General features: G+C 43.4%; 14 protein-coding genes. 5 read left to right on the top strand and 9 right to left on the bottom strand.

Going from position 1 to position 16,569, the window contains the following annotated elements; genetic code table 11:
- Window positions 1-7 precede the first annotated feature (7 nt).
- The gene (locus EO98_RS11135) at window positions 8-319 is read left to right on the top strand and encodes a sarcinarray family MAST domain-containing protein (RefSeq protein WP_052734420.1); all 312 of its coding nucleotides are present in this window, start codon (window positions 8-10) and stop codon (window positions 317-319) included.
- Between the two features lie 221 nt (window positions 320-540).
- Here the strand turns inward: EO98_RS11135 and EO98_RS11130 are convergent, their stop codons facing one another.
- A complete protein-coding gene (locus EO98_RS11130; RefSeq protein WP_048137297.1) occupies window positions 541-1,788 on the bottom strand; it encodes a nitrous oxide reductase family maturation protein NosD in 1,248 nt (415 codons plus the stop codon).
- Between the two features lie 171 nt (window positions 1,789-1,959).
- Complete coding sequence (locus EO98_RS11125) at window positions 1,960-2,109, bottom strand: hypothetical protein (protein ID WP_156161117.1); 150 nt, start codon at window positions 2,107-2,109, stop codon at window positions 1,960-1,962.
- Between the two features lie 366 nt (window positions 2,110-2,475).
- Between EO98_RS11125 and EO98_RS11120 the strand changes: the two genes are divergently transcribed.
- Both EO98_RS11120 and EO98_RS11115 read left to right on the top strand, forming a co-directional pair.
- Entirely contained in the window at window positions 2,476-3,135 is a 660-nt protein-coding gene (locus tag EO98_RS11120; RefSeq protein WP_162197888.1) for a PKD domain-containing protein, read from the top strand.
- 360 nt (window positions 3,136-3,495) lie between these two features.
- Entirely contained in the window at window positions 3,496-4,143 is a 648-nt protein-coding gene (locus tag EO98_RS11115) for a PKD domain-containing protein (protein WP_048137293.1), read from the top strand.
- A 226-nt stretch (window positions 4,144-4,369) separates the two neighbouring features.
- Here the strand turns inward: EO98_RS11115 and EO98_RS11110 are convergent, their stop codons facing one another.
- Window positions 4,370-5,074, bottom strand: coding sequence for an endonuclease/exonuclease/phosphatase family protein (locus EO98_RS11110; protein ID WP_048137291.1), 705 nt, complete (start codon window positions 5,072-5,074; stop codon window positions 4,370-4,372).
- A gap of 488 nt (window positions 5,075-5,562) precedes the next feature.
- Here EO98_RS11110 and EO98_RS11105 point away from each other — a divergent pair, with 488 nt between their 5' ends.
- Together EO98_RS11105 and EO98_RS11100 are read left to right on the top strand one after the other, a co-directional pair.
- Window positions 5,563-7,494, top strand: coding sequence for an exonuclease SbcCD subunit D (locus tag EO98_RS11105; RefSeq protein ID WP_048137289.1), 1,932 nt, complete (start codon window positions 5,563-5,565; stop codon window positions 7,492-7,494).
- Window positions 7,491-10,727, top strand: a complete 3,237-nt coding sequence (locus tag EO98_RS11100) for a DNA double-strand break repair ATPase Rad50 (protein WP_048137287.1) — start codon at window positions 7,491-7,493, stop codon at window positions 10,725-10,727. Before EO98_RS11105 ends, EO98_RS11100 begins: the two co-directional genes overlap by 4 nt.
- A 7-nt stretch (window positions 10,728-10,734) precedes the next feature.
- Here the strand turns inward: EO98_RS11100 and EO98_RS11095 are convergent, their stop codons facing one another.
- From EO98_RS11095 to EO98_RS11070, 6 genes are all read right to left on the bottom strand, one after another.
- Complete coding sequence (locus tag EO98_RS11095; protein ID WP_048137329.1) at window positions 10,735-11,529, bottom strand: C15orf41 family protein; 795 nt, start codon at window positions 11,527-11,529, stop codon at window positions 10,735-10,737.
- Window positions 11,530-12,114: 585 nt separating this feature from the next.
- Window positions 12,115-12,873, bottom strand: a complete 759-nt coding sequence (locus EO98_RS11090; protein ID WP_048137285.1) for a hypothetical protein — start codon at window positions 12,871-12,873, stop codon at window positions 12,115-12,117.
- Window positions 12,874-12,933: 60 nt separating this feature from the next.
- Window positions 12,934-13,785, bottom strand: a complete 852-nt coding sequence (locus tag EO98_RS11085) for a ribose-phosphate diphosphokinase (protein WP_048137283.1) — start codon at window positions 13,783-13,785, stop codon at window positions 12,934-12,936.
- Window positions 13,786-13,882: 97 nt separating this feature from the next.
- Window positions 13,883-14,350: a cyclic pyranopterin monophosphate synthase MoaC gene (gene moaC, locus EO98_RS11080; protein ID WP_048137282.1), complete on the bottom strand. Its 468-nt coding sequence runs from the start codon at window positions 14,348-14,350 to the stop codon at window positions 13,883-13,885.
- A 123-nt stretch (window positions 14,351-14,473) separates the two neighbouring features.
- Window positions 14,474-14,659: a hypothetical protein gene (locus tag EO98_RS11075; RefSeq protein WP_048136471.1), complete on the bottom strand. Its 186-nt coding sequence runs from the start codon at window positions 14,657-14,659 to the stop codon at window positions 14,474-14,476.
- Between the two features lie 309 nt (window positions 14,660-14,968).
- On the bottom strand, window positions 14,969-16,471 hold the full coding sequence (locus EO98_RS11070) for a bifunctional ADP-dependent NAD(P)H-hydrate dehydratase/NAD(P)H-hydrate epimerase (protein WP_048137280.1): 1,503 nt from the start codon (window positions 16,469-16,471) through the stop codon (window positions 14,969-14,971).
- Window positions 16,472-16,569 lie beyond the last annotated feature (98 nt).

Genomic DNA, 16,569 nt, shown 5'->3' with positions numbered 1-16,569 from the left:
GGTAAGCATGAGACGAAAAGTAGCGATAATTGGGATAGTTTTAATTTTATTTACGGACATAACGTCTGCATATAATCCTTATGGAGAAGTCTATGAATATGATCTTTATTTCAATAGCAAACTTTTAGATACTGCAGAAGTCCCAAAATCGATATTGAAGATAAATGAACCATTTACAGTGAGCATTGATTTTAAGATGTATAAAAAATGTGAATTGTCTGTGATGCTAAGCGAGATCGAAAAGAATTATTTTTATGTGATAAATGGTTCAACGCAAAAAATGAATATCTATACCGAGGATGTTGTAGAGGAGCGTTAAATCATATATAAGTACCGAATACTATGAAGGCCAGACTCCTGTCTCAACATCACCAGAAACTACAACTTTCCCTGAATCAACTCCTGACTTCACAGCTATAGGCACTCTCCTTTCACTGGCAATGATCCTTGCAGTATTCCGCCGCTAAAAATTTCCCCAACGCTCGGAATCCTTAATAAGTTTCATTGTTGGCGTAAACTGAATACCGTATATGGTAGTTCTCATTTTCCTCTTCTTTTTTTAACAATTACAGCTGCTAATAAAAGAGCATTGATTATTAAATCAAAATTTATAGGTGCTTGCTTAATTTCTGTATGATTTCTTTGGGGTATTTTTCCATTGTCTTTTAATGGAAGGTAATCCCATCCATCATACTCTACGTCATACCCTTCATCGCAAATCCCATCACCATTTAAATCTGGCAGTTCGTGACTTATCCCATTTCCACCGTCATCTAACCAGCAATTTCCGGCAATATAAGATTCGCCAATTATGTTTTCTCCGGGTGTTTTGCTAACGTTCCAAGTGTTACGGCCATCGCCCCATGCAATATTTTTTGGGTTTCGGAAATAATTGTTGTAGATTAGATTGGAATAAGCACTTGCAAACTCTATACCATATGTATTATCCATAACCACATTGCTGCTGATGTTGTTATGTTTTGAATCATATATGTTAATTCCCTGTCCATTTTCAATAATCCAGTTATTGACAATTACATTATTATCTGCCCAGCTTATAGAAATACCATCATTTTCATTTCCTTGTATCAAATTGTCGTATACCAAACTATTATCTGAATCATGAATCAAGGTAATCCCGTTCCAGTTCTCAGATAAGTTGTTTTCGTGGTATACGTTACCAATTTCGCAGTAATCTTCCCATATTGCACCACCCGATTTTGTAATTGTATTTCTTCGAATTAAATTATTTCCTGCTAAATATAGGTCGATTCCTTTTCCACCTTTTTTGCCTTCCATATAGTTATCTTCAATTGTACAGTTGTAAGACCTTATGATTGTAATCCCTTTCTTACACCCAGTGAATATATTATTTTTAACAGTAACATTTTCATTATCCATAATGACTATGCCATAATCTTGGCCAAGTTTGTAGTACGAAGTGATAGTAATTCCTTTAAATACAGTATTGTTAGCATCGATCTCTACTGCAACAACATCTGGAAGAGGAGCTTTTATTGTCACATCTGTTGGATCTCCGGTTTTAGAAACTATAGTCAAAGGTTTGTCGATGACCAAATTTTCAATATATACTCCGGATAAGACAATTATGTTGTCTCCATTCGATGATTCGTTAATTGCAGCCTGTATAGATGTATATTTCTCAGAACCATTAACATCAACAGTTATATCTCCGGCACAAGCAATAGGTATGCTTGCGGGTATCGCTATCACCAAGAAGGCTAAAAAGAAAAATTTCTTTACAGACTCTAGTAATTTTTCTACCATGTTCCTTGAAACGTCGAGTAAACTAATAAATGTAATGAAGAAAAATATCTTCAAAAATATTCGTTGACATATATTTTATATTTTGAACTTAAAGTACAGGCAATGATAAAATTTCATTTAATCTACTTTCCGCAGTAGTTTTTTGAAAATAAATATTTTCACAATAGTTTTTCAAAACATATTTACTGCATCCACGCCAGCCTTTACACTTACCAGCGCGATTTCAATTCTTGCATTGGCTTTTGCCCTGTTCCGCAGGTGAAAATCCTGCTTGGATATTTCTTTTTGGGCTAATATCCAAATCCATTTTTTTCTAAGCATAGAAGTTCTCAGGGCTGCTTTCGGAACCTGAAGCTCCATTGGTTACTTGAAAGACGAGCTTCAAAAGAGCGATTTTTGAGTTATATGATACTCTCTAATTTCGGTTTCTGATTTTTGTTTCGCGGCACTCTATATTATATTATTATAATATTATTATTGTTTTTATATTCTGGTACAATTTAAAATCACTTTCGTTGGCATATCTAAAGGATAAAATTTACAGATATATTCTGTTCTTTTTTAAACGAATTCAAATGAATTATTGGTAAAATTCTATTTGCTTAGTGTATCTGCTGATGGAAAGCTGATTGAAAAAATAATACACTAAAAATGTATCAAGTTGATCAAAAATTTGGGGTGTATACAATGGGTAAACAAATATTTGAAGGAACGAGAAAGATAGTTTGCGCTTTAATGTTGACTTTCTTCATAATGTCTGTAATCGCAGCGTCAGTAAGTGCAGCCCCTTCGAAAAGTGGCAGTCAGGAGGCTGTAAATACAAAGACAATTGGAACCATAGCTGTTGATTTCTCCGGAGATCCAAGATCAGGACCTGATCCTTTGACTGTCTATTTTACTGGCAGTTACACGGGCCCGGGAACGCCTCAGTGGTCCTGGAAATTCGGAGATGGAGGTACTTCAACAGAGCAGAATCCAACGCATATATACGCTAACCCGGGAAAATATTCCGTCACCTTAACAGTAAAATCGGTCCTTGATTCTGGGTTTATAAGTCAAACGGTAACAAAGGGGTATTATATAACTGTTGGAAGTGCTCTTCCGCCTGTTGCTGCTTTTTCTGCAAATCCTCTCTCCGGTAATGCGCCACTGACAGTCAGTTTTACTGACCAAAGTACAGGAGCACCCACGAAATGGTTCTGGAGTTTTGGAGACCGGACATTTTCAACCCAGCAGAGTCCATCGCATACATACACTAAAGCAGGAAAATATACAGTCAGATTAACAGTAATGAATGCTAACGGTGGTGACATAGAAACAAAGTATGGACTTATAACAGTCTCCTGATTGGTGTTCTGAACTGAAACAGAACCTGTCTGAAACAGAATCTGTTCAAGGGAAGCAAGTCCGAATGTATCTCAGTCTCCAAAAGCGTTGAATCTCGAATTGAAAAACAATAAAAGTTCGGGCGAAAAGTAAATGTGGGGACATGCTCAAAGCTGACAAAACCCCCTCTTCATCTTTTTTGGCTGGATTTGGAACCGACATTCTGGGCACCAAAAAGAGGAGGAACCCGAAAATGACCTCTTCTCCTTCGAGAGCGTGTGATAATTCGTAACAAGCGTAATGAGATCTGTTTCTTTCAGGGTTATATTCAGGTCAGAACAGAAAGTATCTGAACGTCATAATCGGTATTGTGGGATCTAAATGAACTACAAAGAAGAGCTTTTTTCAGTAACAATAGTTTTTCTGCTTTTCATTTTGTTATCGTCTACTGCTCTTGCTGAAGAGACAGGGACACCAATTGCTGATTTTTCTGGTAATGTGACCGGGGGAACATTTCCTCTTGTAGTCAAATTTACTGACATAAGCGCTGGAGGAGTACCTACTTCCTGGTATTGGGATTTTGGAGACGGCATTAACTCAAAACACGCCATGAATTCAACTCACACTTTTGCCAATCCGGGTGTATACAATGTTACTCTGAAAGTAACAAACGCCGCCGGTAGCAGTTCCATTACCAGATCAAATTACATAACCGTGGAAACTCCTACAGATGCATCAGGAAAAGTTTTTGATCCTTCCGGAACTCGATGGAGTGTCGCTGGTTTTGAGGAGGGATACCCACGGGAATATCATCCTGTACCCTGGGAATTTCACTCTCAATATTACATGAACGCAGGGACTATCTGGACCGGAAGCTGGTCATTCGTGCCCAATTATTCTGACCGGGTCCACACTTCGATCACGCATGCCGATGGGAGCACAGATGATTGTGATGTTGTTTTTGTGTCTTCCAACTGGTTCGTTGCAGTTAGGGACGGGGAATTGTTCAGGTTGGGTAAGCGTATTTGAGAAGCAAATGACTATTGACTAAAATATTGCACTTCTCCGGATTTAATTTTTTAATCATATTGGGGTGTGGCCTTGTATTTCAAGGTAATAAATTCCAGGTTTTGAGCTGGTTGAGTATAATTTGACTCATTTGAAAACGGTGGCACGATATCCATTGCTAGCTAGCGGGGGGTGCCAGTGCAACTTTCATTTTTTGAGGCTGATGACTCGAAAAAAACTAATGAGTTTACTCGAATTCCACTATTAAAGGCATGTGATCACTCAGCGAAATCCAATCCTCATATTTACCAACAGAAAAAGTCTTTATCTGATCTATGAAATCCTTTGATGCAAATATATAATCAATATGATAAGGGGTCTTTTTATTTTTCCTGAAAAATAAGGTTGGTTCTTTCTCATGACCAAAACTTACATTTGCAGATCTATGGTATGCGCTATGTATTTCAAGTTGTTTTAGAAAGTAAATTACATTTGTGAGTGTTCCGTAAAGAGGATAAGCAGGTTTTCTATCCCAGATTACGTTCCAGTTGAAGTCTCCTGCAATAATTACTGGAGATTTGAGTATATCTTTATAATAATTCAACGATTTCCAAATCTCTCCTATATACCTTCTTTTAGGATCTTCTTTATTATTCTGTGACCATATTGCGATAAGGTTTATAGCTGTCGGATTAGTCATTTTAATTGGGAGAACATATTTATATTCTTCACAATAGGATTCATGTAACGATATTTCTATGTCGTTGAAACTGAAAACGCCTAAGCCTTTGTTTTTATTACTCCCTATCCACAAAACATTAGAATAAAAATCATCAGTAAATTTGCCTGGATGTTCACATTCTGGAACAATCAGTAAATCTGGATTATATGGAAGAATTTTCCCATATTTCTTTCTGAAGGCCATATTACAATTCCAGGTTATAATTTTCATTTTGACACCATTAAATGATGATATGCAACATTATAATTTTCCAGTATATGAAACCCGTTTTTAGCTTCTCTAGACATTGAGCAGTATTTTGTGCGAATGGAATTTTTGGTCATGAGCCCATTTTTTTAGATTTTGTAATATTCTTTGATCGCTACTATTAAATGATTGATATTTTGATACTTGGTTTTTCTAGTGCTGTTGAGTTTTTCTTTTTCGATCTCCTCGAAGCTCCATAGTTCCAGCCGCGCCGACGCGCGTGACAAGAACGACCGGAAGATGCCAATCAGGTTTCCCGAAAATAATACTCTTGATTTACGACGGATCACCGAAAATTTCTCTTTGAATTCGATGTCCAATTTATGCGAATGAACCAAATTTCTAGCGTTGGAGCGTTAAATTCCCTTATTCAACTGAACCGTGTTTTTGTAGAAATGAGTTAAATACTAATATACAAACTCTTATACCGTTAAAACCAGAGACTGATATTCATGGTTCAGGAAACAAGGATACTCCACACAGCAGACACGCACCTGGGATACCGGCAGTACCACAGCGAGGTACGGAGGCAGGACTTTTTTAAGGCTTTTGAGGTAGTCATTCAGGACGCGGTTGACATGCAGATTGATGCTGTCGTGCATGCGGGGGACCTTTTTGATTCCAGGAACCCGACTCTTGAAGATCTCCTTGAGACGATGAACCTCCTGTTCCGGTTGAAGGCTGCAAACATACCTTTTTTTGGAATTGTCGGGAACCACGAGAGCAAGCAAAATACCCAGTGGCTGGACCTCTTTGAGGAAATGGGGCTTGCGGTAAGGCTCGGGAAAACACCCCAACTGGTAGGGGATACAGCAATATACGGGATAGACAGCGTCCCTAAGTCAAAGATTCCTCTTTACGATTATTCAGGGTTTGAAGTTCCGGAATCCCTGCCGGAAAACTGCAGGAACCTGCTTGTAATGCACCAGACCGTGCAGCCTTTTCCGTATGCGGACTGGGACTGCGCCGAGGTGCTTGAAAACCTTCCTTTTAAGGTTGATGCAATTCTCCTCGGGGACTACCACAAGTACGAGAAAATAAAGGTAGGGGAGACCGAGACCTGGGCTACATACCCGGGCAGTACCGAACGCAACAGTGCATCCGAAAATGATCCCCGTTCTTACAATATTATCACTCTTTCCGGGGAAGGGCTGGAAATCAGCAGGAGGACCATCCCTACCCGAAATTTCCTGTTCATTCCGGCAAAACTTGACGGGGAAGAAAAGCCTTATGAACAGATTTATTCTGCCGTTAACGAGCACCTCGAAGAACTCCCGGACTCTGTTGTGTTCCTGGACATCTCAGGAGACTCAGGTCCAGTCCTTTCCTTCAGTGAGATTGAAGAATACCTGTTGAGCAAAGGAGTGCTGGTGGCAAGGGTCAAAGACCTCAGGATAAAAGAGACCCTCCTCGATGAGGTTGTGAAAGTCGCATTTTCCGACCCTGACCATGCGGTTGCCGAAGAAATCAACAGGTTGAGCTTAAACGACGGCGGGCTGATAGTCGATGAGATTATCCGGAACCCGGGCGTGTCAAGGTCAAGGGTGGACGAAGAAACAGAGAGCCGGCTTTCGGGATTGATTGAAGCACTGGATTTCAAAGACCCTAATTTCAGGATAGAGATTCCTGTCAGCCCTGTTATCCCGGTCAGCTCTGCCAGCCCTGTTAGCCCTGTCAGGATTGGAGAGCCTGAAGAATTCAAACCGGTGGGTGCGGCTGAACCGGTTGAAAATCCTGAGTCCGCCGGAGGGGCTGAATTTGCGGCGGCAATTGCCGAAAAATCTAAATTCCTGAGGGCTTTTGCAAGAATTGAAAGCTCCGAATCTCTCAATAATAGTTTTGAAGATTCTGATGAGAGTCCTGAATCTCTTGATAAGGTCTGTGAATCTCCTGTTGAGGGTCATGAACCTCCTCATGTCCCCGTAATATGCGGAAATACTGAATCACTTGAAGCCGCCGGTTCATGTGAAAATGCTGAATCTGTAGGGGCATCCGTAGAGATCGAAACGCCCAATACTGCTGCTAATTCTTTGGCTGAAGCCCCCTCCCCATCCGAGATTTCGCAGGAAACTCCCGGAACCTCTGTAGAAATCCCTCCAGTAATCCCTTCCGAAGGTGGAAAAAGAGCTGAGCTAGGGATATATGCCGGAAATAAAACCGAAGCAGAAGACGTAGAGGCTGGAAAGCTTCCCCGCTCCGGGGGAGAAGTAAGTCCCGAAAAAGATGGAGAGGGCAAAACCGAAAAGCCTGCGGATCAAAAGTTCCCGGATGAAAAGCCAGCCCAGGCTCCGGATAGAGCCGGAAAACCGGTAAAACAAAGCCATAAAAAAGGAAAAGAAAAGCCTGCTGTGCCCAAACAGTATAACCTTGGTGATTACCTGTGAAGCTGAAAAATCTGTACATAGAAAATATCCGGAGCTACAAAAAGCTGGACTTCACTTTCGAAGACGGAGTGACAGTCATTTCCGGGGTAAACGGGAGCGGGAAATCAAGCTTGCTCGAAGCCTGCTTCATGGGGCTTTTCGGAAGCAAGATCCTTTCAAAGGACTTTGTGCTTGCGGACATGATCTTCAAAGGGGCCGAGAATGCAAAAATCAACCTCGGCTTTGAACATATGGGGCGGGAATATCTTCTTGAGCAGGCTTTCAGGTACTCTTCGAAAAGTGAAAACGCTTCAAGCTCAAGGTGCGTGCTCTATGCTGACGGGGAGAATATTGTCGACCAGGCGACCCGCACCTATGATGAGGTCTGTTCCCTCCTGAACATGGATGAAGAGGCATACAAGAACTGCGCTTACATCCGGCAGGGGGAAATTGATGTGCTTATCAATGCAAAGCCAAAGGACAGGCAGCGCATGATTGATGACCTGCTCCAGCTCGGAAAGCTTGAGGAGTACCGCGAAAGGGCAGGCTATGCGAAGACGGCTGTCCGAAGGCTTGAGAGGGATGCAAAAAACAGCCTTTCAGGCGTGAAAGCCGAAATCGAAGGGCTTGAAGGCACGGAGCCCGTTGCAGCCCTTAATAGGCTCAGGCAAAAAGTGAAAGAAACTGATGCTGCCTTAAACGATCTTAATGACAAAAAAGAGTTTGCGATTGCTCGTAAAGGAGAACTCGACCTCAAGATTGCAGACTACAGGGAACGACTGCAGGAAATTGAGGCTTTGAAACAGGCTATCCATAAGTCTCAGGAGGATAAGGCTGGCTGTTTCAGGGAAAAGGAAGCTTTTTCAGGGGAAGTGCAGGGGCAAAGGCGTGTTTTGCTCGAACTCGGGGACGAAAATGCCGGTCTGAGAGACGAATACGGTTTTGGAGGCCTCGAAATTGAAGCTCTGCTTCTGGGCCAGGAAAAAGAGGAGTTTTCTGCCAGGGAAAAAGTAAATGCCGCATCAAAAGAACTTGCCCTTCTCCTTAAAGAAGAAGAAACCGGCGTACAGGCATTACGCGAACTTGAAAATGAGAAAACTGAGGCTGAGCGCACCCTGATTGAGTGCAGGGCAAGTATTGGGGCTGCAAATAAGGAAATTGAAGAGCACAGGGAAAACATAAGGAAGCTCGAAGAGGAAAACAAAGGGCTGAGAGAAAAAGCAGGCTTTAAAATAGGCTTTAAAGCAGATTCCGGAGCTGCTGATGACATAATTTCAGTCATAAAGGAACTTGAAGAAAAGGAAAGCCTTCTCAGGGACCGGAAAAATGAGGTTTCTACAAAGCTTGGCTTCGCCTTTAAGGAAAAAGAAACCGGCAATCTGAACCTACTCGATCTTGAAATGGAACTGCAAAACAGCAGGGCTGCAGTCCTGAAAGGAAGTACGGAAATTGAGGTTCTTGAAAAGGAACTCGGGAATAACTCAAAGGAAGTACTGGAAGTCCAGGAGCAGAAGTCCGGGGTTTTAGCGGGGCTGGAGGGGCTTGGCTTTACCGGAGACCAGCTCGAAAACCTGGAAGATTTCAGCGAGCTTCTGCTGGAAAACAAAAACAGGCTGCATGGGAAAGAAAAAGAGCTTGAGGCTACTTTAAGGGAACTTGAGAACAGCCTCCGTAAAAACCGGGAACTGCTTGCCGAGGGGAAGTGCCCTACTTGCGGGCAGGAACTTAAAGGGTCAGAAATCGCATGTACAACAGAAGAATGCGAACAGAAAAAAGAAAAGCTTGCCTCGGAACTTACGGATATAAAGCTCCAGAACGCTGAACTTGAGAAAAAACTCAACCGGCTCAAGGATGCAAAGAAGCTGGAGAAGCGAATCTCAGATTATGACATTGAAATTGAAAAGCTCCTGGAGAAGGCAAAAGCTTCCGGGAAACTGATAGAGACCCACAGAGCCCGGATAGATGAGGACTCCCTGAAGCTTGAGAGCCTTGGTAAGCGAAAACAGGAACTTGAAGCCGCAGTGAGTCAGCTCCTCCCTGACATTAAAGCTCTGCAAGATCAGGAAGAAGCGGCTCATACCGCGCACAGTGAAGGTGAAAAAGCTCTCCGTGAGGCAAAAGCTTTTGAAAGAAAGCTTGCCGAAAATGCCTCTGAAATTGAAGCCCTGAACGGAAAAATCCGGACATCTCTTGCGCTTATAGAAAATTACGGGCAGAGGCTTGGAGAACTCAATGAAAAATTAAAGGCATTTGTAGAAAAGGAAGCCCTGTCAAAAGAAAAACTCAAAGCTCTTGAACTTGCCCTTGAAGCTATGCGGAAAAAGGAAGATGAAGCAAAAAGAGCCCATGCCGAAAGTGAAAAGCTTCTCGGACAGGCAAAAAAGCTCCAGGCTAACCTGCTCCGCATGGAAAATCTCAAACATAAAATCTCCGAGCTTGAGACTGCCATAAGGAACCTGGCAGAAAAGGTAGGTTTCTTTGACCGCGAAATCATTGAACGCAGTGAGAGGATAAGGCAGCTGAAAGAAAAACTGGAAGGAAAAGAGCTTGAACATCTCCAGCATGACCGCGCCCAGTTTGAACTTGCCCATACAAAAATTATAGAGAAAATCCGGGAAACAACCGCTGAAAAAGATGTCCATCTTAAAGAAATCGGCATGATTGAAAACAGCTTAAAACGCCTCAGGGAACTCAAAGAAGAACTTAAGGCTCTTGAAAACAGGCGGTTGTACCTTGAAGCTGTATACAGCAATGCCGAAGAGCTTGAAAATACCTATCTGCGCGTCCGGGCTGATATGCGGGCAAGGAATATAGGTGCCCTTTCCGTCCTCTTAAATGAGATGTTTGGTTTCATGTATACAAACAATGCTTACTCCCATATCGAGCTTGACCCCGAGTACAATCTGACTGTCTACAGAAAAGACGGCACCCCCCTCGAGCCCAAACTCCTCAGCGGAGGCGAGCGTGCAATCTTCAACCTTGTCCTGCGCTGTGCCATCTACAGGCTCCTTGCCCTTGGTTTTGCCGGAGACCGTGCAGAAGGGCTTCCTCCTATGATCCTCGACGAACCCACCGTTTTTCTGGACCGCGGGCACATCCAGCAGCTTTTGAAACTCATAGACATGATGCGCAGCATCGGAGTAGGCCAGATCATAGTGGTCTCCCATGACGAGTCCCTGATCGATTCGGCAGACCATATCTTCCAGGTAGAAAAAGACCCTCTTACCAATATGTCCTCAATTACAAGGCTCTGAAAAGTCCTTACCAGTATACAAGGTAGTTGAACAGTTCGTCAGTCTGCTTTTTATATTCCCCAAAAAAGCTGTGGTCCTTTACAAGGTAACCTTCGCCTTCGGATGGAAGGTCTTCCAGGTAACCATACCAATAGACAACCATGCCTTCTCCGAAAATATTGGCATACTCCCCGAACTGTTTCTTTGCGTAATGCTTATGCTCTAAGTCGTCCCCGAAGAGGGCTTTGCTTTCAATCCACCTGACCATACGGTCCTCTATGCGGATCGGGTCTGCAAGGACAAAATCCGGGGTTTTTCCGTCTCCCTGAGCCCTGATTTCAGCTTCAGTGCAGTAGGAAATCTCCCTGTCATCAAGCCATTTGCGGATAATCTCCTCTCCCATCTCACCTTTTTTGCACTGCATCTCATGGGCGCGGGGAGAAAAGAAATAGTCCGCATCAAGGGCTTTTCCAATCTCTTTTCTCAGGCGGCGGTTTTCGATGCAGTCGAGGTGCTTGAAGAGCCAGTTTATGCTTTTTCGGGACAGGTCACAGTTCTTGAGGATCAGGGAAGCCATGAGGGTCGGAGGGAAAAATGTATACTCCGCAAGTTCAAGAATAGACCGCCCCTGCTCCCACCTCAAAAAGAGTTCCTTTTCTCTGGAATAGATCCTCCTGTGCTTGAACCTTGTCATTTTCACTATTTTCTGGTTAAGAACGGTAGCAAGCATGCCTGCAGGTCTGGAATATTCCTCTGAGAGGCGAAAAACGTCTCCAAAGTTATTCAGTGAACTGTATATCTTCTGGTATGTCTGGCGGTCCATCCTCAATCATCATATTCCTGTTCTTGTTTTTAACATAGGAAATTAAATCAAATAACATGAATTGTTTTTAACATATAGGAAATTAAATCAAATAACATGAATTGTTTTTAACATAGGAAATTAAATCAAATAACATAGAAGGCATAAAGCGGAATCAAGCCACAATCCCGAGAAGATATTCATAAAATCTCAGCAGGAAACCCGTTAAATCTTTAGATTTAGCGGGTAATTGACCAGGTAGGCTCTGCAGGCCTGCTTGGAAACTCAGGAAACGAAGAAAGCATTTTCTCCTTTTTTCGGGCTCTAAATGTTTTTTCCGAAACTCCGGCCTGCGGCTCCATTATAAGTTCATTTGAATAATTCTGAGTAATAATAAGTTCACTCAATCAGTTCGGTTAACTTTACTCTAATCAGTTCGGTTAACTTTACTCTAATCAGTTCGGTTAACTTTACTCTAATCAATTCGGTTAACTCTAGTTAGCTCTGCTAACCCTAAGTTTACCTGGAGTTACCCTAAATTAATTCTGCTCTTATAAGTTAATTTTGAGTTATTCTAAGTTATCTCTTTCAGCGACAGAGGATTTTTTAGCTCCAGAATTCCTCTTCGTAATTATCGGGAAGGTCTATTTCCATTACCTCATCAAGTTTTTTGCGTTTGTCCCTGTATTCAGTCGCTTTTACTGGTTTTTCTTCCCTGTCGGAAGGATAAATATTTTTCTTTTCTTCTTCGTCACAGGATACAAAGATTGTTGTATGCTTATCCCTGGAGAGTACTTTCTCCTGGGTTTTTGGTTTCTCCGGCGCCTTTGGCTGCGGCTTTGCGTATATAATCGAGTTTTCAATAGGTTTTTCTTCGACAGGATCTTTTTTCAGCCTAGCCTCCAGTCTAAGGGAAGCTGTCTCAGCCTCGCTGGAAACCTGTCTTCCTTGCAACCTTTTCTCGGGACATTCTTCAGGACGTTTTTCCGTTTTTGCATCCATGGGTGCTTCGCGACATCCGAAGAAATATTTCTGGGCGTCTTTTTCCGTAGTTTGAGAGGGCTTTTCTTCCCTTCTCTCAACAGGCTTTTCAGGGGGTATTTCAACTGGCCTGGTAGGAAACCAATCTCCTTTTTCCGAGACGTTTTTCATTCTGGGTAGGGGCTGTCTCCCTAACTTGCGGAATGTGTCTTCAGCATAGGTATCTTTTTTACGGCCGTCATTGCCGGACCTGATTTTACTTGTTACATTGTAGCCTATAAGGCAGGTAGGTTCCCTTGTTCTCCATTCCAGACAGAAGAGATGGCATTCCAGTCCTTTACATGTCTGGTTTTCATCAAGTGGACAAATTTCTGGAAGGGTCATAATACTAAGAATACACAGACTGTAAAAAATAGTTAACGGTAATGAAACTGGAGTAAATGATTAAAGCCCGGAAAGGGCTTCTGCAATAAGAGGGGCAACACTCAGCCTGCTTTCGGCTTTCTCGAGGGTGTCGGTTGCGATTATATCTTTTACTCCTGCATTGAACAACCTTAAAGTTGCATTTCTTGTAAGGACAGGGTGCACGCAGGCAAGGTGGACATCAATTGCTCCCTGTGCTTTAAGCATCCTAATTGACTCCGCCATTGTCCCCCCGGTCGCAATCATGTCATCTACAAGGACAACGTGCCTGCCGGTTACATCAAGGTTTTTTGTCTTGATCACAACGGTATCTCCGCTGAGCCTTGTTTTCTGAAGATTGTCATGATCAAAACCATTCTCTGAAGACACATTCTTTACAAGCCCCTGAGCCCCTTCATCGGGAGCAACCAGCATGGGGTTTTCAAGGCCAAAGCCAGCGATGTATGCACCCAGCAGGTTTGCCGCATCAAGATTTCTGGCAGGGCAGGGGAAATACTCAAGTACACTCTTTTCATGAATGTTTACTGTAAAGACCCGGTCAGCGTTAATGCAGCGGGCAATAGCGCGGGAACTTATGGGTTCGCCTGGCTTGAACTTCTTGTCCTGCCTGGCATAGCCCATGTAGGGGATCACAACATTGATTTCAGCTGCCCCCTCACAGGCATCAATAAGCTGGAGCAGAGCAACAAGATCGGAGTCTGTGGGCGTGCTCTGGATAATGGTCACTTTTTCGTTTTCTGTTTCTTCTGCGATTCTAAGGTAAAGTTCCCCGTCAGGGAAACAATTAAATTCGCAGAGTACAGGCTCTGTCCCGAGCGCCCTGGCCGTGCGGCTGGCAAGTAACTGTGATGCTGGTCCACCTATGATCTTCAAAATACATACCTCAGTTTGCCGTCTTGATATATCCCATCCTTTAAAAAGCTTATTTTAAATGGACCCTTATTTTTCCGGTTTTTACCTCTTCGAACCTTTACCCTTTGAGCTTTTCAAGCACCCTGATATTTCGTATCAGTGTATGCGGGTAATTTCCTGTCTCATCCTTCTCGGCAGATTTTACCATATCCCAGACAGTAAGCAGCGCAACCGAAACTCCTGTCAGAGCTTCCATTTCAACTCCTGTTTTCCCGACAGTCCGGACCTCTACAATTGCAAAAACCGCATCATCCCCTACCTCCAAATCCACATCTATCCCTGTTATCGGAATCTGGTGGCACATGGGGATTGTCTCGGGGGTCTTCTTTACAGCAAGCACGGCTGCAACCCTTGCAGTTGCAAACACACTTCCTTTCTCAACGGTCCCTGTCCTTATTTTCTCCAGGGTTTCTGCGGAAAGTACGATTTCTCCTGCAGCCCGTGCCAGCCTGGAAACATTATTTTTTTCACTTATATCGACCATTCGCGCTCTGCCGTCTTCAATATGAGTAAATGTCTTTTCCACAAAATCACCGCGTTTTTCTTACATCTCTGGAGCTCTATAGAGCTTTTAATTTCTTTTGTAGATTTCTGATCTTTTTGCCTGCAATCAATTTTGCCCACAATCCCCAGTTTCTTAATTTCCGATTCAGTCAATCCGGATTTGTTTTCGCTGCGAGTAATCCTCAATCGCCTGTTCCAGTTTTTCTGCAAGTTCCTCGGCTTCTTCAAGGTTAAGCTTTACAACTTCTTCGTCTTCCCCATGAAAAACCGTGATCCTGATCCTTGTCCTTTCGATTTCCACATCTATTTTCCTCTCAAAATCACGTACCATATTCTGTTACCCCCTTCCCTGTATACAGTTTTATATTATTTGCAATACCGGACTACTGTTGCAATAGTCCAGGTTTTCAGGTATTGCTTGAATTTTCTGGATATTATCTGATTAATGAGCGGTTATTATTTGAATATTATTTGAATATTGTTTGATTATTATTTGATTATTATTTGAGTATTATCTGAACATTGTTCCACCTGAACATTGTTTCATCTGAACATTGTTTCATCTGAACATTGTTTCATCTGAACATTGTTTCTACATCAGTTTGCCCTTTTTTTAGCTGTTTTTGTGGCTATAACTCTTTCACCCTATTTCTGCCTCTTTGATTATTTCAGGAATCTTCTTAATAACGTCAGTTGCAAGCAGTGCATTTCCCGCTTTCTCGAACGCCAGGTCGCCGGCTGCCCCATTAATGTAAGCTGCACAGGCTGCGGCAAGAAACGCAGGGTTTTTTGAAAACAGAGATCCTGTCACACCTGCCAGGACATCTCCAGTGCCTCCTACAGTCATACCAGGGTTTCCTTTCCTGTTCAGAAGGGTCTGCTTCCCGTCTGAAATAATGTCGATCTTTCCCTTCAGGAGTGTTACCACTCCCTTTTCCTCCGAAAATTCCCTGACAGCTTTTTCACGGGCTTCAGGGGTATCGGGGATTTCCATATCCATCAGGCGCGCAAATTCTCCTGAATGCGGGGTTACTATTATTTCACAGTTTCCTGCAAGGGTTTCAAAGAGAGCGCCTGACAGGGCTGAAAGGGCGTCGGCATCAAGGACTACTTTCCTGCAGAAGGGCAGGATCTTTCTGACAGCTTCAAGGGTCTCTGCTGCTCTCCCAAGCCCCATCCCCATTACAACCACATCATGGGAATTGATAAGGTCAGGGAGGATGGACAGGTCTTCGGGGCAGAGCACGCTTGAGGAAAGTTTTCGGACAATGAGGTCAGGAGAGTAAGAAGCTACAATCCCGGCTACCGATTCAGGCACTGCTGCTGTTACCAGGTCTGCTCCTGCCCTGAGGGCTGCAAGCGCTGCAAGCGCCGGAGCTCCGGAGTAAGGTCCGCCCCCTATGATAAGGACCCTTCCGGCATTTCCTTTATGCGCTTCAGGTGTCCTTTTCTGAAGCATCTGCAGATCACCGGGACCTATATAGTGTTCAGCATCCGCGCAGACTCCGATTTCTGCAACCTTTACCGTACCTGTATGCTCTTTTGCCTGCTCACCCAGGAGCCCTGTTTTCATGCGGTGAAAGGTTACTGTAAGGTCTGCATATACGGCTTTTTCAAAGCTTCCCCCATCAGGGTCAAGCCCGGATGGGATATCCACGGCAATTACGGTTTTCCCGGCTTTTCCTTCGTTGTTTATAAGGTCAATTGCAGTTGACTCTGGTTCCTTTATGTTTCCCTTAACCCCTGTGCCGAAGATGGCATCCACCAGCATGTCGGCTTCTGAAAACCATCCAGAGGCTGCAAGCTGGCTTGAATCTCTGATCTCAAGTGTCTGCACCCTGCTGAACCTCAACAGGGAGAAATTGTGAAACGCTTCTTCAGTCCCTATATCCCGGTCTTTTCCGAGCAGAATCACCCTTACATTATATCCGGGAATGCCGGCAAGGTGCCTGGCAGCAACAAAAGCATCGCCTCCGTTATTTCCCCTGCCTGCCACAAACAGTACCTTTCCGCTGCCAAGCTTTTCCTTTATATTCTGTGCAATAGCCGCGCCCGCATTTTCCATTAACTGAAGCGGGAACAGTCCCAAATATGAACAGTTGGCATCAATCGCCTTCATCCGTAAAGAACTGATATACTTCATAAACCCTCAGCAGGAAACCCCTGAGTCTTTAGCTCAGGGGAGGAATGCGTAAACTTCCCCGTCCTGCTCTGTTGAATTAATGTACTTGTCCTGGCCCT

Source organism: Methanosarcina sp. 2.H.T.1A.6, assembly GCF_000979455.1.
Classification (GTDB): Archaea; Halobacteriota; Methanosarcinia; order Methanosarcinales; family Methanosarcinaceae; genus Methanosarcina.
Note: the sequence above shows the minus strand (reverse complement) of the source record. Positions and strands in the feature narration are given on the sequence as shown.